Consider the following 17,078-nt stretch of genomic DNA (forward strand, 5'->3'; position numbering starts at 1 on the left):
TTCGGCGCTGCCGACGCATCGGATCGGCCACCCTGCACGTAGGGTGTATCCGTGTCGATCCGAAATACGGTGGCGAAGCTCGCCGGTTGCACGGCCCTCGGCGGCGTCCTTCTGGCGGGAATGCTGTTCCCCGCGGCAGGCGGTTTCGGCTATGTCTCGAACCGGGCCGCGGATACCGTGGACAACAGTTCCGCCGAACTCGTCGAAGGTGTCGTACCCGCGGTGACCACCATGGTCGATACCGCGGGCAACCCCATCGCCTGGCTGTACGACCAGCGGCGTTTCGAAGTGCCCAGTGACCAGATCTCCAACGAGATGAAACTTGCGATCGTCTCGGTCGAGGACAAGCGGTTCCCGGAGCACAAGGGGGTGGACTGGCAGGGCACGATCCGCGCGTTTCTCACCAACACCACCAGTGGCCAGGTCGAGCAGGGCGCATCGACGATCGACCAGCAGTACGTGAAGAACTACCTGCTCCACGTCGTCGCCAAGACCGACGCCGAGCGCCGCGCGGCCATCGAAACGACCCCGGCCCGCAAGATCCGTGAGATCCGGATGGCGCTCACCCTCGACGAGGAACTGACGAAGGACGAGATCCTCACCCGCTATCTGAATCTGGTGACCTTCGGGAACGGATCGTTCGGCATCCAGGACGCGGCGCAAACCTACTTCGGGATCGACGCGAAGGATCTGAATGTCGCCCAGTCCGCGATGCTCGCCGGCATGGTGCAGTCCAGTTCCGCGCTGAACCCGTACACGAACGAGAGCGGCGTCCGCGACCGCCGCAATGTCGTACTCGACACGATGATCGAGAACATCCCGGAACGGGCCGACGAGATCCGGGCGCTCAAGAGCGAACCGCTCGGAGTGCTGCCCGAGCCGAACACCCTCCCCCGCGGCTGCATCGCCGCGGGCGACCGCGGGTTCTTCTGTGACTACGCGCTGCGCTACCTCGAGAACTCCGGGCTCTCCCGTGAGCAGATCGACAAGGGTGGCTACCTGATCCGCACCACACTCGATCCCGAGGTGCAGTCATCGGTGAAGGCATCCCTCGATGCCTTCACCAGCCCCACGGTCGACGACGTCGCCACCGTGATGAACGTCGTCCAGCCCGGGCAGGACGCCCATCGCGTCCTCGCGATGGGGTCGAGCCGCGTCTACGGCCTCAACGGAGACTCGAACGAAACGGTGCAGCCACAGCCCTATTCGCTCGCCGGCCACGGCGCCGGATCGATCTTCAAGATCTTCACGGTCGCCGCCGCGATGGAGAAGGGCCTCGGCACCAACGCCGTCCTCGACGTACCCGCCCGCTACAACGCGCAGGGTCTCGGCGACGGCGGCGCCCGCGGCTGCCCGGCATTGACGTACTGCGTCGAAAATGCCGGCCCCTACCCGCCCCAACTGTCGGTGACCGACGCGCTCGCGCAGTCACCGAACACGGCCTTCGTCAAATTGATCGAAGCGACGGGCGTCGACCCGGTCGTCGACATGTCGGTACGGCTGGGGCTGCGGTCCTACTCGCAGCCGAACACGTCCGGATTCGGCGAGCAGAGCATGGCCGACATGCAGAAGGACCAGCATCTCGGCTCGTACACGCTCGGCCCCACATGGATCAACCCGCTCGAACTGTCGAACGTGGCCGCGACGCTGGCCTCGCACGGCAAGTGGTGCCCGCCGTCACCGATCGAAGGCGTCTTCGATCGCGAGGGCAAGCCAGTGCCGATCACGCAACAGGCCTGCGAGCAGGTCGTCGAACCGGGCCTCGCCGACACCCTCGCCAACGCCATGAGCAAGGACACGTCCGGCGGCGGCACCGCCTCCGGTGCTGCAGGCTCGGTCGGCTGGAACCTGCCGGTGTCCGCGAAGACCGGAACCACCGAATCGCACATGTCGTCGGCGTTCCTCGGGTTCACCAACCAGTTCGCGGGCGCCGTGTACACCTACGGCGACTCCCCCACTCCCGGTGAGATCTGCAGCGGCCCCGTGCGCCCCTGCTACAGCGGCAACCTGTTCGGCGGTACCGAACCGGCCCGGACCTGGTTCAGCGCGATGCTGCCCGTCGCGGGCAAGTTCGGACCGGTCGAACTGCCCCCGGTCGACCAGAAGTATGTGCGCGGCGCGGGCAACGCGCAGGTTCCGGACGTCACCGGTTTGAGCAGCCGGCAAGCCGTCACGCGATTGCAGGACGCCGGATTCACCGTCACCGAACTCACCGTCAAGGGCGACGCCCGCGCAGGCACCGTCACCAACAGCGCACCGTCCGGATCGGCGGTGCCCGGATCGGCGATCACGATCTACATCAGCGACGGGACCGTCCGCGCGATACCGACCACGACGGCGACGCCGGCCCGGCCGGGCGGCAACCAGGTTCCGGATACGACCGCGCCGAACGCACCCGCACCGATTCCGGGGCGGCAACCGTCGCCGCCGGAATCGGAATCCGAGTCACCTGCACCGACCTCCGAATCGGAGCCGCCGGCGTCGGAGGACGAAGACACCGGCGACAACTGACGAACTAGAGTCGCGATCGGACCGCCGCGGAAAGCCGCTTACCGTCGACTTTCCCGGCGGCGATCGCGGTGGCAACCTTCATCACCTGCCCCATGTTCTTGGGGCCGGGGCGAGTGCCGAGTTCGTCGGCGACCCGGCCGATCGCGGTGTCGACGACGTCGACGAGCTCGGCGTCCGACAGTGGCGTCGGCAGATATTCGTCGATGATCCGTGCCTCGGCGTGCTCCTTGGCGGCGAGTTCACCCCGACCGTTCTCCGTGTAGACCTCCGCGGCCTCGCCCCGCTTCTTCGACTCACGCGCAAAGACCTTGACGATGTCCTCGTCGCTGAGTTCGCGGGCTTCCTTCCCCGCGACCTCCTCGGTCTGAATCGCGGCGAGCAGCATCCGCAGGGTCGTGGTGCGCAGCGGATCCTTGTCCTTCATCGCCGCGGTGAGGTCGGTTCGGATAGTGGATTTGAGGGACTGTGCGGTCTCGGACATGCTCCGCACGCTACGCGGCGACGGTTACGGCCGTGCGGAGTCCGGGCCCGGCGGTACGCTGGACGAGTGCCTGACCATTCCGCTCTCTTCCGCGCGACCGTCGGTGCAGCCGGTGCGGCCGCACTCGGACTCGGCTACGCAACGCTCATCGAACGCAATGCCTTCGCGTTGCGCGAGGTCACGCTGCCGGTCCTCGAGCCCGGCGCGTCGACGCTGCGCGTACTGCATCTCAGCGACCTGCACATGATGCCGAACCAGCGGCTCAAGCAGAATTGGCTGCGCGAACTCGACCGACTCGATCCCGATCTGGTGGTCAACACCGGTGACAACCTGTCCCATCCAAAGTCGGTGCCGGCTGTCGTGCAGGCAATGGGCGGGCTGCTCGCGCGTCCCGGCCTGTTCGTGTTCGGCAGCAACGACTATTTCGCACCCGTGCTCAAGAACCCGTTCCGGTACTTCGACAAGAACCACGAGCGCGTGCACGGCGCACCGTTGCCGTGGGGCGACCTGAGGGCGGCGTTCAGCGAACGCGGTTGGCACGACCTGACGCACGTGCGTCGCGAGTTCGAGGTCGCGGGGGTGCGCATCGCCGCGGCCGGTGTCGACGACCCGCACCTCGAGCGGGACCGGTACGACACGATCGCCGGCCCACCCAACCCGCTCGCCGACCTCAAGCTCGGTCTGACGCACTCACCGGAACCGCGCGTCCTCGACCGTTTCGCCGACGACGGATACGACCTGGTCCTCGCCGGGCACACCCACGGCGGCCAACTGTGCCTGCCGGTCGTCGGCGCGCTCGTGACCAACTGCGCGATCGATCGGTCACGGGTGAAGGGCCCGTCACGGTGGGGTGCGCACATGCGCCTGCACGTGTCGGCTGGTGTCGGCACGTCACCTTTCGCTCCGGCCCGGTTCTGCTGCCGTCCGGAGGCAACGTTGCTGACCTTGGTTCCGGCCCCGCGCAACAAGGCTCTCGCCGACGCCGACTACGCGGCCGAACGGTCCATTTCTCCGCGCTGACCTGGCGATTTAACCTTCCGAGAAAGGGTGCTGTAAGCTAGCCGAGGTTCATCACGGGGTGTGGCGCAGCTTGGTAGCGCGCTTCGTTCGGGACGAAGAGGTCGTGGGTTCGAATCCCGCCACCCCGACTCGTGAAGCACCGCCGAGGGCCCCTTCCACAGTGTGGAAGGGGCCCTCGGCATTGTGCCTCTACCGCACAGTCGCCACGCCATACGACAGGCGCGCGCGGCCGGCGGCAGCGCGCGCCTGTCCGTGCGCTATGCAGCAGCGTGACGTTCTTCTCATGCGACGGTGAACGTCGGTGAGGTTCCGGTGACCTGGGTCAACTGACCCGACGCCGCGCGGGCGTCACCTGCGTAGTGGATGCGGAATTCGCCGATGGTGCCCGGCGACGGGATCCACTCGATACGGACGAGGGACGAGTCGTCACTTCCCGGCGGTCGCGACCAGCGGAACGTGGTCTCCCAATCGTTGTCGTCGGCGATCGTCGTCCATCGGTCGCCGTCCCGGCGTTGCACCTGAAGATATGAATCGCCGTGTCGGAAGTTGTTGTTCGGGTGTGCTCCGACGAACTCGACCGCCACCGTCTCGCCGGCGGTATAGGTCGGTTTCGGAGCCGACACCACGTCACCGTAGTTCCGGTCGGCGATCGGCCGGTCCGGGAGAGGTGCGGGCAACAGGTCGGGCTGGAAGCCGGAATTGTCCATCGGCGCCGGGCCTCGATCGACCGGTCGGCGGGCCGCCATCGCCGCTGCGAGCGAATAGAACTCCTGCATGTACGCCGACAGCGTCCAGCGTCCGAACAGGGTCTCTCCACCCTCGTATTGCTGGGCGTCGTACTCCTCGGGCGTCGTCACGTACTGGGTGTAGGAGTTCGAGTAGCCCTGGGCCAGAACCGTGTCCAACGGCACCTTGAGGGCATCGGCAACCACCTGGCGCAGTCGCAGGCCCGCGACGATCGTCACCTCCGCCGGAATCGCCACGAGTACCAGTTCACCGATGCGCAGGATCTGCAGTGGCACCACCTGGGGCACCCACGGTGTCGGCGGCATGAGCCCGAGCGGAAACAGGATGAGTTTCGGGGCCTGGGTGTCGCGCACCCACGGCGGAACCGACGGCTGATTGTCCCCGCCGAACGCCGTGAACACCGGATTCGTCAAACCTTCCTGCAGGAAGGCGAGTTGCGAACGAGTGTTGTCTTCGGTACTCGTCGCGGCTGCCGCAGCACCCATCATCGCCGGCGAGGTGCGTGCCGGCTTGCCGTCGGGAGTGAAGTCCCCGGAAATCTGCACGGCGGAGATGTCGATATACCGGACGATCGAGTCCACTCCTGTCGTCGTCATCGGCCGGGCGGACTCGAATGCGGCGCGGCCGGCGCGGTACTGGCGTTCTCCGATGATCTCGCAATTGTGTTTGTGATCGTCGGTCGGGCCACTCGGGTTGAGTTTGATCAGGTTGAGATTGGGCGTCATGTCGCCGGCGTTGGTCTGAGGGAAGGCCGCGACGATGCCGGGCTGCTCACGTTCCCAGCGATAGCTCGCGTAGCCCTTGTTGTCACCGGCGATGAGTTTGTTGGCGTCGGTCAGCGACGTGCAGTGGGTGGAGAACCAGGTGATCGCACCGATGTCGGTGCCGCCACGGCTCAGTCGGAGGGAAGTCACCCCAGGATCGATCGACTCGGGGAAGTACTGGCGGTCCTCGGTGGGGTTGCGATCGAACGCCTCTTGGGAACGATTGCGGCTGGCATTGTGGAGTTCGCCGGTGCCGATCGCGATCGTGCCAGGTGCGAGATCGTCGTGGGCACGCTCGATGGCAGCGAACAGTCCCTCGACTTCGGCATCGTAGGAATTCTTCTTGAATCCGAATGCGGCCAGCGTGTAGGCGAAGTCCCAGGCAGTGCCACCGCACGACGCGTGCGTGTGAGTCGCGTTGATGTTGACGTTGCGTTCGGAGTACATCGTGCCGAAGCGCTCGCGCAGCTTCGTCATCAAACCGATGTGGTGCGACTGGAAGACACAGGCGATATCGCCGGTCACGAAGACGACTCGCTCATCGGTCGCCCGGTCGACGACGATATAGGCGCGGGCCCAGCAACGCTGAAGCAATCCCTCGGCGACTTGCTCGGAATCGGAGTAGCCCATCATGCCCTGACCTGCGACGGCCCCGGTCATATCGGCGATGCCGGTTCCGACCAGGTAACCCGCCTCGCCGGATCCCGGGTTCGCCGACGCCGGGGAGGCGGCGAGAGCAGCTGCACCGGCGGCGGCTCCGGTCAGAAAAAGACGACGGCTGAGGTCCATGATGTCCTTTCGGGGAGCGTGGGTGTCACGCTCGACGGTGTCGGAGTGGTCATTCGAACACGGATCGGCATCCTCCGTATGCGCCGGGCGTACCGGTTCAGCGAAAGCATCAACGGTTCACAGTCGGGACAGCCGATGACGCACTCGGGACCGCACCTATTGCGCGGTGAGCACCTCGAACGCCGCCCGTCGGCCCGATCGCACGGCGCCGTCCATATAGCCGGTCCAGTAGTCCGCGGTTTCTGTTCCCGCCCAATAGATATCGCCGACCGGTTCGCGCAGGGCCGGACCGTACTTCGTCAGCGTCCCCGGTGAGCTGACAGCAACGGGACCGCCGAGCGACCACGGTTCGAGATCCCATTTGAACACCCCGTAGTCGATGAATTCTGCTGCGCGCGGGCCGAAATAGTCGACGAAGTTGCCGATGCACTCGGATACGAGTTGATCCTCCGGTGCACGGTCGAGGCGCCGCATGGCATCGGCGGAGATGAATCCCATCAAGATGTGTCTGCCCTCCGCGTAGCTTTCGAACGTAACGTCGATGGGTTTGCCGTTGCCGAATACCTGACCCGACATACCCTGCTCCCGCCAGAACGGCTGGTCGTAGAACGCGGTGAACTTGCTCACCGCGCCCATGTGGTAGCCACGGGTGAGACCGATACGGCTCTCGGGAAGCCCTGGGCTGTACCGGATCCGACCGCTTATGGCCGGAGACATCGCAACGACGACCTTGCGCCCGTGGAAGATTCCCACATCGGTGGCGACCGCTGCGGGACCGGATCCGGTGGTGATCGACCGAACCGGGGCGTTGTAGACCATCCGGTTGCCGAGGGCTTCGGCCATGCGGAGCGGAATGAGGGCCGCCCCGCCCTCGAAGAGGCGCTCCTGGGCGCCGCCCTCGGTGCTCAACAGTCGCATCAGACTGCCCGGATTGTGTTCGTCGCCCGACGCGGCGATGTAATTGAGGACATACAGTGCCGACACCTCGTCGGGGCGAACCGACAGCGGCGCAGACATCGCGACCGTGGTGAGCACGCGCGCCATCGGGGACGACGTGAGCTGGTCGGTGTACTGCCCCCAGGTGATCGAGTCGAGGTACCCGGCGTCGGGATGCTTCCACGGCTCGCCTGCCGGGAAGGCGAGGGCATCCGCCTGCGCCCGCACCAGCGCCGGGGTGGCCTCCAGGGTCGCCAGGGTCGCCGGCACCGGGACCGCGGCGGGCATGCGCCGACCCGATCCGTCGAACCAGAACAGGCTGTCGCCGGCGTTGTAGGTCGGGATCGACCGCACCCGGTACTCGTCGGCGAGCGCGCTGATGTGGCCCTGCGTGGGGCCGATGAACTCGGCGCCTGCGTCGATGGTGGCGCCGAGGATCGGCGAGGTGATGTTGTGGACACGGCCGCCGGCGCGTTCCCTGGCCTCCAGAACGACGACCGACGCGCCTGCCTCGGCCAACGATTTCGCCGCTGCCAGCCCCGACAGTCCGCCACCGACGACGATGGCGTCGTAGACCACGCTCGCGGAGGTGGCGCCCGGCGCGGCGACAGCGGCGCTACCGACAGTTCCCAGGCCGGTAACGGCACCCGCCGTGAGCACCGTGCCGCGCAGAAACGTCCGTCGCGTGACGGGCCGGCTACGTTGCCCCTCTCGGTCAAACTGTGCTGCTTGGCTTTCCATGCGCATCCTTCTGTCGACGATGCGCAAAAGGCTATTGGTCGCTTGTTTTGGACGGATGACCAAAAGTAACGAGGGGGCTACTCGTCCGTGTCGAGTGCGTCCCACCGAGCCGGGCGATATGAGGCACCTGACGAGGAGACATCCGGAGTGATGCACGACTCTTCCGGTCACCGGCCTGCGTGGACCCCGGACGCACCCCGCCGCAATTGCCAGAAAACTCTCACACGCGAGCGGTACCGTCGCCGCTCGTGCAAACACGTGCCGTCTCCATCCTCATCGCGGTCGTCGGGCTGATCCTCCTCGCGGTCGGTTCCACCTTCGCCTATCTCGACACCCCGACCGTGACGGTGGCGGAGGCCGACCAGCCGGTAGATTCCGGCGACAGTGTCGGTGAAGCCCGCGACAAACTGCAACGCGCCGGGCTGCCCTTGTCGATGCTGGACGGCGGCGTCGGACAGCTCACCGACGGTAGCCGCCAACTCGACGACGGCGCGCGACAGTTGTCCGACGGTCTGCGCCAAGCCAGAGACGGTGGCGAACAACTCGCGTCCGGGCTCGACCAACTCGACGGCGGCGTGGCTCAACTCGGCGATGGTGCAACGCAGATCAGTGGAGGAGTCGACGAGGTCGTCGGACAGCTCACCGGACTCGGTGCGATGCAGGGAACGGTCACCGAACAGCTCACGGCTGTCTCCGACGGGCTGGCGCTGTCCCCCGACCCGGTGTCGCAGAACGCTGCCGGGCAACTGCGCACGCTGATCGACACACTGAACACCCAGGGCCTCGGCCCGGATACGCTCGACCGACTCGCCATGCTGCGCGACGGCGCTCGGCAACTCGCCTACGAACTCACGGACCCGAACGCTCCGTTCGTGGCGGGCATGAACGCCGCTGCCGCCGGATCGACCCAACTCCGCGACGGCCTCGTGATGCTCGACGACGGCGGCCGGGCGCTGACCGACGGGACCGGGCAACTCGTCACCGGCGCCGGCCCGGTCGCCGGTGTGATCGCCGGGATCGCGGACAACGTCAAATCCGCGACGGGCGCGCTGGCGCTCACCGCCGACGATCAGGTGGAACCACAGGCCACGACGCTGACCACCGCTCAGCCTCGGTGGTGGCCGTACGCGCTGATCGCACTCGGCGCGGCGATACTCACAGCTGCCGCTGCTCGCTCGCTCGTACCTGCCGCCCGGCACGCCACCCGATGACTGTGCACCCCAGATGACCATGCACCCCAGATGACCATGCACCCCAGATGACCATGCACGACTGCCACCCGGACGACCCCTCGCGGCCGGGTGGCAGTGGTGCGGTTCAGGATGCGCTACGGGTCAGGACGCCTCGCGCATCGTCAGACCCGATAACGCGATGACGTACTCACCGGCTTGTTCGTCGAAGTCGACGGTGTAGACGGTCGGAAAGTATCCGGTCCGCAGGTAGGCGGCGGGTTGGCTGATCTCTTCCCGGATCTCCGGTTTCGCGGCAAGCCAGTCCCGGGTCATCATCGGTTCGATGAATGTGAACTCACCATCCCACGATCCGTAGAGCAGCACTTCGGTGAAATCGAACGACCCCGGGATCGCCCCGTCCGCAGCGTTCGTCCAGTGCATGCCCATGAACGGCACGGTGTTCTCCGCAGCCGGACCCGGTGGGGGTCCATATCCTTCCGGAACATACTGCGGTTCAGGGAGTTCTGCTGCCCGGGCAGCGAAATCGGGTGCCGCAGGGTCGATGTCGTGCTCGATGTCCGCCATGTAGAAGTGCATGTCGAAGTGCGGTTTGCCGAACAGGATCTCCGGGTCGTGGCCGTGCGGGTTCCAGTCCAGCATCACATGGTCGAAACCTGCGTCGGGTGCACCCGAGGGCAGGTCCAGCATGACCATCGTCGTCGTGGCATCCGGACCGTCCGGAAGCCCGCCGAGAGCCGACTCGGAGATTCGGATACCGATCTCCTGCGGCTTCCCGCTTCCGTCGACAGTGACGTATGTCCTGGAGTTTCCGTCCCCCAACGGTTGTTCCGCGCCGTAGGTGGTTGCGGATCCGCGGGGGTGCGCGTCCGCGCCGTGCGCGAGTGTGGTGGCCGAGTCTCCGCACCCGGCGACGGCGAGCACCGTAAGTGCCGAGAGTGCGAGTCCGGAAGCGGTCCGAACCGTGTGCATGGATGTGCCTTTCGAGGTGAAGGTGTCGATATCCATCAGTGGTCGCGCAACATCAGTGGTCGCGCAACATCAGTGGTCACGCCGAACAACGTGCCCGACGCGCAGGACCCCGGCACTGTCGTGTTCGTCGGCGAGCGCGCTGAGCCAGTGCCAGGTGTCGTCGTCGTAGGCGCACGCGATGGTGTCCGGGTCGGATCCGGCCGCAAAGTTGGGAAGCCGGCGGCCGGTGGTCCACGGCGACAGCACCCGGTCGACGGTGCGGGCGTGCCCGATCACATCCTCTGCCGTAGCCGGTACCAACACACCCGCGACCATGAGCGCGAAATCCGCGTCGCGATGACAGAAGGCACTGCGGTGCCGCGGTTCCCGTGCCAGTGCGCCGCCGAGCAGGCGAACCTCGACAACGGTTTGCGGCGAATGCGAGCCGGGGCCTGCGACGGACAGCAGGGCATCGATCGCGTCGTGCGTCAACTCTCCGGTCAATGCGGAATATTCGTGGGTGGGCATGGGATCGACCGGGTCGGCGTGCACCGCTCCCACCGCGGCCCACGGCAGCACCGCGATGCCGTCGAGCACCGGGGTCGCCACCGAACGGACAGTGTGGATAAAAGCCTCGGCCTCGGCCCCGTCGGCGAGGCTGGCGAATCGGACCGCGACGGTCAACTTGCCTGCGAGCGGGGCCGGAACCTGCGGCAACGGCGGCAATCGGAGAAATGCCAGCGACGTCGAACTGTGCTCGGGAAGATCGGCACACCAGTCCAGCCAGGCGTGCGCCACCGTCGCGGCATCGATGCCGTCGAAATAGACTGCACCACCATAGAAGTGACTGGCCGGAACCAGGTCGATCTCGACGGAGGAAACGATCCCCAACGTCGCCTTGCCGCCGCGCAGGCCCCAGAACAGTTCGGCGTGTTCGTCTGGGGTCGCGCGCAGAACCTCACCGTTGCCGGTCACGAATTCGAACGCCCGAACATGGTCGGACGACAATCCGTAGGTGCGCACCATCGGTCCGATCCCGCCACCGGTGAGATAGCCGACGACCCCGACGGTCGTGGCGGATCCGCTCAGCGGCGCCAGCCCGTGTGGTGCGGCAGCGTCGATGACGTCCTGCCACACGAGTCCGGCCCCGATCCGTGCGGTGTGCGTCGCCGGGTCGATCACACACTCGATCAGCCGACCGGTGTGGACGAGCAGCACGTCACCCCCCAGTGGGACGGCACCGTGGCCGGTGCGCTGGACGGCGACCTTCAGTCCGTGGTCTGCGGCGAAGCGGACCGTCGCGGCGATGTCGGCGTCGTTCTCGACTGCGACAACCGCGGCGGGCCGAACCGGCACTGCGACATTCCACGGCGTGGCCAACTCGTATCCGGGTTCGCCCGGCAGCGCCACCGTTCCGGACACTGCCGTTCGGAGCTGTTCGAGCTGGGTATCGATCTCGCGTGTCGTTGGGATCATCGGTTCTTCCTTCCATCCGTCGTGCGGGTATGGATGAAAGAATGTGCGAGCATGCTTGGCCGGTTCTTGGTCCAGCCGGGCCGACTCGTCCAAGAATCGACCAAGTCGGCGCAGAAGTCAGCCCGGGGTCGAGCGAGCGTAGGCGGCGAGGCCGAACATTCCGAGGCCGGTCGCGTCCACGGCGACCTGCTCGATCGCACGCTCCCGTCCCGGCGACGCCTCGCGGAGTTGGGTGCGCAGCAGTCGGCAACGGAGAAGGGTCGGTCGGCTGGAGGTGCGCGTTGCGATCTCCTCGGCGCGGTCGAGCAACGCCTCGGCTTCCTCGATGCGGCCGCGCAGTGCGTGCAGTCGCGCGGACGCCTCTGCAACAGATCCGATCACACCGACCTGCCCGACCGTGGCGATGCGGTCGACGAACGGTGCGAGCAGTTCGATGAATGTGTCGGCGTACTCGACGAGTTCGAGGTCCGCGATCACCCTGGCGATCAGTGTGCGATGTCCGAGCGTGGTCCACGTGAACGGTCCACGCCGAGGCTCCCATCGGCCGATTTCCCTGGCCGCGCTCTCCGCGTCGCCTTGCGCCGCGGATATCGCGATTCGCCACAAACCCGGTTCCACGAAACCGGGTTCCGCGTCGGCAAGCATGCCGTGCTCCCATTCGAGGGTGTTCGCCGCGAGATCGTCACTGCCCGCGACGTACAGTTCGGTCTGCAGGTGGAACTGTCTCGCCGTCTCGTACTGTCTGCGGGTTTCGTCGAAGTCGCCGTGCCACGACGCGAGAGTTGCTTCCATCCACCGCAACTGGACACGCACCACCGGCAGACGCAACAGGTCGCACCCGACGATCCCCTGCCGCACGTGCCGAGCGGCAGAGTCGACGTCGGCAAGGTTCATCCTGGCCATACTGGCCGCGGCGTGTGCGATGACGTCGTCGAATCGCGATTGCCGGTGCCTCAGCGCGAACAGTTCGTCGATCAGCTGTACCGACTCGTGGCTGTGTGTCGCGACCCCGGAGTAGAGCAGGATTCGCCCCAGCAGCGCATCGGCGATGATGTCCGGATCGCCCGTCGCGCGGGCGATGCCGAGCGCCCGCATGCTGAGGCCGTCGGGAACGGCCGAGTCCGGGTGGTAGCAACTTCCGACCGCCAGCGTCGCGAGTACCCGGACGTGGGCGGCAGAATCGTCCGCAACGAAAGGTTCGAGCCCGGACAATCTTTCGAGCACCGGTCCCGGGTTCTTTCCGTAGGACATCCACGGCCACGCTCCGGCCGACCGCATCAACGCGGCCGCAAGCCGTCCGGCGGTGGTGGTGCGGCCGTCACGGACGGCGGCGAGCAAACCGGCATCGACGACATCGAGGACCGTCTGACCGCGTCCTGCGCGTGCGAGCGCCTCGACCCGGGCCACCAGCAGATCGTCCCGCGCGCCGGGCCGCTGATCGGCGGGCGGCAGCAGATCGAAAGCCTGCACTGCGGCTTCCCACCACTGCGCTGCGGTCTCCGAGTTCCACCGCTCGGTCGCTTCCCGCGCGGCATCGGTGCACGCGTCGAGCACGACTCGGGGGTCGGACACCGAGAGTGCGGCCATCAGGTGCTGCGCGCGCCGGGTGGAGCGGTCCGGGTCAGCGGAACCCGCAAGTGCGTCGGCGACCTGGGCATGGATACGTTGACGACGCAATTCGGGGATCTCCGCGAGCACCTCGTCCCGGAGAAGTCCGTGCGCGAAGGCGTATCCGCGAACACTCGGATCGGTGACGATGATGTGTTCGTCGGCCGCGTCGTCGAGATAGTCGGCGAGGACGTCGAGATCGAGTTTTGTTGCGGCCGAAAGAATATCGATCTCGATTGTGTCTCCGATGACGGCCGCCACCCGAAGGAGCTGCAACACGGCGGGTTCCACCGTGGTCAGGCGTCGGCCGAGGACCGCGCGGACCGCCATCGGAATCTCCCCTGCCAGGCGTTCGTCACGGGGCAGGCGAGCGTATTCGGAGACGAACAGCGGATTGCCGCCGGTACGCTCGGCGAGCAGCCGGGCCTCGGTGGGCGCGAGTTCCTCACCGCACACGTACCGAGCCAGTGCCGCGACCTCCGCCTCGACGAGGGCAGGCACGACGATGTGCCTGCTGCCCTCACGGTGCAGCACCGTATCGACGAACTTCGCTACTCCGGAGCGGACTTCCGAATCGCGGAGGGTCAACACGAACCAGGCGCGTTCGCGATGCAGCGCACCGGTCAGATACCGCAAGCACCGGAGGGACGTCGGTTCGGCCCATTGGACGTCGTCGATGACGACGGTCAGCGGACCCCGTTCCACCGCGCACGCCTCGATCGCCCGCAGGACACGTTCGTACACCGCGAAACGCGCTTCGTCCGGTTCCACCCCGGTCGGCGGAATCAACGCTGCGTCGGCGTCGACCCCGAGTTCCCGCAGCATTCTGCGGATCGGCCACCATGCCGGTGCGCCGTCGTCCTCGAGGCAACGCGCCCACACGGTCATGCCACCCGCTGCGACCGTCCGCGCGTCGCATTCCTCCGCCAGACGTGACTTCCCGATACCCGCGGGCCCGGTCAGCACGAGCCAGCGCGCCGAGCCCGCGCGCACCTCGTCGAGCATGCCGTCGATCACGTCGGATTCGGCCGCGCGGCCGACGAAGGCCCTCCCGGTCTCGCCTGGCGCGTCCGGATCCGGTGTCGGCACCGGCGCCGGCGCCGGAACCTCATGCGCGCCCGTCCATCCCGGTGTCCTCGGCCATGCGGCCAGGCCGGGCTCGTGCCGTAGGATCGCGCCCTGCAGGTCGATCAGCTCGGCGCCCGGCCGCAGCCCGAGCTCGGCATCGAGGCGGCCGACGTGCACCGTGAACTGGTCCAATGCTTCCGGCGACCGACCCGCCCTGTGCAGCGCGAGCATCCGCAACCAGCATGTTCGATCCCGGAGCGGGAACTCGCCGTACAAGCGGGTGGCCTCGACCAGCGCCGGGGCGAGCCTGCCCAGCGCGAGCAACGTCGTGATCAGGGTTTCACGACATTCCGTACGCACTTCCTCGTATCCGACCGACGCCACCTGGACCCACGGCTCGTCACGCAGGTCCTCGAGCAGCGAGCCCCGGACGGTCGCGAGGGCCCGGTCTGCGACCTCGAGCGCACGTTCCCATTCGCCGGCGTCGGCGTGGCGTCGTGCCGTTTCGGCGTCGTCGAGGAACACCGTCAGATCCACCTCGTCGCGGGTGATGTCGAGGATGTACCCGGGTGGCTGACGCACGATCGGGGAGGTCGCCCCCGACTCGGTACGCAGCACCCGCCGCAGGTTGGAGATGTACGCCTGCAGACTCGACACGGCGCTGGCCGGTGCCTCCCGCGACCACAAAGCGTCGATGATCCGGTCCGTGGACACGACCCGTCCACGGTTCAGCAACAGGACGGCAAGCACGGCCCGCTGCTTACGCGGCCCCAGATCGACCAGGTCCGTTCCGGTTTCAGGGCCAGGAGTCCGGGCAACCTCCAGCGGCCCGAGCAGGCGGTAGATCATGCATGGCTCCTCGACCGGAAGGCACCGAACGATAGAAGTGTAGGGAACGGGAGTCCGCGCACGCGCGCGGTGTCAGGCGTTCACACTCGCCGCCTCACGGTGCTCGCCGTCCGGTGCCGTCCGGGGCGCACGCAGGGTAGCCGCGCAGACGAGCGCTCCGAGCGCCGCGATCGCGGCGGCGACGAGCAGCGCGTGATGCAAACCGGTGACGAAGTCCTGGGGTGATCCACCCGGCAGCAGCGACTGTGCGGGCAGGAGTGCTCCGAGTCCCGCGACTCCCACTGCGATACCGGTTTGCCGGAAGGCGTCGTTGATGCCCGCCGCGAGTCCTGAATGATCGGAGGTGCTCTCGCCGAGGACCAGCCCACTCATCACCGGATTGAACACGCCCGCTCCGACACACGCGATGAGAAGTCCGGGCAGGATCGTGTACCGGGAACCGTCGACGTCGACGGCGGTCATCATGACCAGACCGACTGCGACCAGGACGAGCGACATCCCCAGTGAGGCGGCTACCGGGACGCGCCGGTCGAGTTTCGCGGTCGCTCCGGCAACGACGAACATCGCGACGGTCGCGGGGATGTAGACCAGCCCGGCTTCGACAGGCGACAGGTGCAACACGTTCTGCAGGTAGATGGTGGTGTAGACGAATACCGCGAAGAGCGACGCGGAGATCGCGAACGCCGCGATCTGTGCGCCCGCGAACGCACGGTTCGCGAGCAGATGGGGCGGCAGCATCGGTTCGTCTGTGCGCGTTTCGTGCCGGACGAACCAGGTCATCGCGACGACGGCGACAACCGCCGAGCCGACGGTCAGCGGGTCCAGCCAGCCTTTCTCGTTGCCGTGCAGCAATCCGAAGACCAAGGCCGCGAGGCCCATCGCGGCGAGGATCTGGCCGGGTACGTCGGCTCCACGCGGTCGCGGGTCCCGTGATTCCGGTACCCACCGCACGGTCAGTGCGAGCGTGACGAGGCCGATCGGCAGGTTGACGAGGAAAATGGCACGCCAGTTCAGGAATTCGGTGAGCAGACCGCCGATCAGCGGGCCGACCGCGAACGCCCCGCCGATGGTGGCGCCGTACGCGGCCAACGCTGTCGCACGCGCAGGACCTTGCTCGAAGACATCCGCGAGCAGCGCGAGTGAACACGCGAAGAGGATGGCCCCGCCGATGCCCTGTGCCGCCCGGGCGACGTCGAGTATCCAGATGGTCGGGGCCAGCGCACACAGCAGGGACGCGACGGTGAACCATACGAGGCCGACGAGGAACACATGGCGACGGCCGCGTCGATCCGCCCACGAACCGGCTCCGAGCACGACGGTGGCGAGCGCGAGGGTGTACGCGTCGATCACCCATTGCAGTGCACTCACGCCGGTGTTCAGGTCGATGGCGATCGACGGCAACGCGGTATTGACGACGGCGATGTCGAGCATGAGCATGGCGGTGGTTACGCACACCACCGCGAGGGTGGCTCGTTTCGTCGCGGTGCTTTTCGGGACGGTCGGTGGGGCCTCGTGGCTTGTGGAGGTGTTGGTCACCTCGAGCACGTTGCTCCCCCACGCTTGGACCGGACCGGGTCGAACACTTGGATGGCCGGCCTCGAGTGTGCACTTATGGTCGCGACACGCCGGGCGGTTCGACCATATGTGCACACTCGCACGGCCTCTACGGCCGCTGCAGGGTCACCGTCAGCAGAGCCAGCACCCGGTCGTCGTCACCGGCGTCGACCAGTCGGATGTCGATCACACTGTGGTCGGGGGCGTCTCGCACGACAGTTCCGTGCGAGCGTGCCGGCCCGGTGCGTACCTGGGACAGGTAACGGACGAGGATGTCGGTGGCAACGAGCCCCGGACGCATTGCATGCGCGGCGGCTTCGGCGAGCAATGCCTGCGCACCGCCCTGGATGGTACCGATCTGATTGACGACGAACAGGGACCGGTCGAGTTCGA

General features: G+C 67.0%; 10 protein-coding genes, 1 tRNA gene and 1 pseudogene. 4 read left to right on the plus strand and 8 right to left on the minus strand.

The window, feature by feature from the left end; translation table 11 throughout:
• Positions 1–69: 69 nt before the first annotated feature.
• Positions 70–2,511, plus strand: a complete 2,442-nt coding sequence (locus WAX14_RS01910) for a transglycosylase domain-containing protein (protein ID WP_422626414.1) — start codon at positions 70–72, stop codon at positions 2,509–2,511.
• Between the two features lie 4 nt (positions 2,512–2,515).
• On the opposite strand, the gene WAX14_RS01915 is transcribed toward WAX14_RS01910, so the two are convergent.
• Positions 2,516–2,992 carry a GatB/YqeY domain-containing protein gene (locus WAX14_RS01915; protein ID WP_422626404.1) on the minus strand — a complete coding sequence of 159 codons (477 nt, stop codon included), beginning with the start codon at positions 2,990–2,992 and terminating at the stop codon, positions 2,516–2,518.
• A gap of 66 nt (positions 2,993–3,058) precedes the next feature.
• Here WAX14_RS01915 and WAX14_RS01920 point away from each other — a divergent pair, with 66 nt between their 5' ends.
• Both WAX14_RS01920 and WAX14_RS01925 read left to right on the plus strand, forming a co-directional pair.
• Positions 3,059–4,012, plus strand: coding sequence for a metallophosphoesterase (locus WAX14_RS01920; RefSeq protein WP_422626405.1), 954 nt, complete (start codon positions 3,059–3,061; stop codon positions 4,010–4,012).
• Between the two features lie 54 nt (positions 4,013–4,066).
• Positions 4,067–4,140: transfer RNA gene (locus WAX14_RS01925), tRNA-Pro, on the plus strand.
• Positions 4,141–4,293: 153 nt separating this feature from the next.
• Here WAX14_RS01925 and WAX14_RS01930 read toward each other — a convergent pair.
• Both WAX14_RS01930 and WAX14_RS01935 read right to left on the minus strand, forming a co-directional pair.
• Complete coding sequence (locus WAX14_RS01930; protein ID WP_422626406.1) at positions 4,294–6,312, minus strand: neutral/alkaline ceramidase; 2,019 nt, start codon at positions 6,310–6,312, stop codon at positions 4,294–4,296.
• A 156-nt stretch (positions 6,313–6,468) separates the two neighbouring features.
• Positions 6,469–7,989, minus strand: a complete 1,521-nt coding sequence (locus WAX14_RS01935) for an FAD-dependent oxidoreductase (RefSeq protein WP_422626407.1) — start codon at positions 7,987–7,989, stop codon at positions 6,469–6,471.
• A gap of 248 nt (positions 7,990–8,237) precedes the next feature.
• On the opposite strand from WAX14_RS01935, the gene WAX14_RS01940 reads away from it, so the two are divergent.
• Complete coding sequence (locus tag WAX14_RS01940) at positions 8,238–9,200, plus strand: hypothetical protein (RefSeq protein ID WP_422626408.1); 963 nt, start codon at positions 8,238–8,240, stop codon at positions 9,198–9,200.
• Positions 9,201–9,323: 123 nt separating this feature from the next.
• On the opposite strand, the gene WAX14_RS01945 is transcribed toward WAX14_RS01940, so the two are convergent.
• From WAX14_RS01945 to WAX14_RS01965, 5 genes and pseudogenes are all read right to left on the minus strand, one after another.
• Positions 9,324–10,151 carry a DUF5602 domain-containing protein gene (locus WAX14_RS01945; RefSeq protein ID WP_422626409.1) on the minus strand — a complete coding sequence of 276 codons (828 nt, stop codon included), beginning with the start codon at positions 10,149–10,151 and terminating at the stop codon, positions 9,324–9,326.
• A gap of 69 nt (positions 10,152–10,220) precedes the next feature.
• Positions 10,221–11,606 carry an FAD-binding oxidoreductase gene (locus WAX14_RS01950; protein ID WP_422626410.1) on the minus strand — a complete coding sequence of 462 codons (1,386 nt, stop codon included), beginning with the start codon at positions 11,604–11,606 and terminating at the stop codon, positions 10,221–10,223.
• A gap of 117 nt (positions 11,607–11,723) precedes the next feature.
• Positions 11,724–15,131: a BTAD domain-containing putative transcriptional regulator gene (locus WAX14_RS01955; protein ID WP_422626411.1), complete on the minus strand. Its 3,408-nt coding sequence runs from the start codon at positions 15,129–15,131 to the stop codon at positions 11,724–11,726.
• Between the two features lie 72 nt (positions 15,132–15,203).
• Positions 15,204–16,667, minus strand: coding sequence for an MFS transporter (locus tag WAX14_RS01960; protein WP_422626412.1), 1,464 nt, complete (start codon positions 16,665–16,667; stop codon positions 15,204–15,206).
• A gap of 127 nt (positions 16,668–16,794) precedes the next feature.
• A pseudogene (locus WAX14_RS01965) lies at positions 16,795–17,078 on the minus strand (hypothetical protein); the annotation flags it as partial.

The organism is Rhodococcus sp. (in: high G+C Gram-positive bacteria) (assembly GCF_049299235.1).
Classification (GTDB): domain Bacteria; phylum Actinomycetota; class Actinomycetes; order Mycobacteriales; family Mycobacteriaceae; genus Rhodococcus.

Bases quoted from the DNA above. Each gene is read 5' to 3' on its own strand.
- WAX14_RS01955 (WP_422626411.1), bottom strand. From the start codon at position 15,131: ATGATCTACCGCCTGCTCGGGCCGCTGGAGGTTGCCCGGACTCCTGGC.
- WAX14_RS01945 (WP_422626409.1), bottom strand. From the start codon at position 10,151: ATGCACACGGTTCGGACCGCTTCCGGACTCGCACTCTCGGCACTTACG.
- WAX14_RS01915 (WP_422626404.1), bottom strand. From the start codon at position 2,992: ATGTCCGAGACCGCACAGTCCCTCAAATCCACTATCCGAACCGACCTC.
- WAX14_RS01930 (WP_422626406.1), bottom strand. From the start codon at position 6,312: ATGGACCTCAGCCGTCGTCTTTTTCTGACCGGAGCCGCCGCCGGTGCA.
- WAX14_RS01950 (WP_422626410.1), bottom strand. From the start codon at position 11,606: ATGATCCCAACGACACGCGAGATCGATACCCAGCTCGAACAGCTCCGA.
- WAX14_RS01935 (WP_422626407.1), bottom strand. From the start codon at position 7,989: ATGGAAAGCCAAGCAGCACAGTTTGACCGAGAGGGGCAACGTAGCCGG.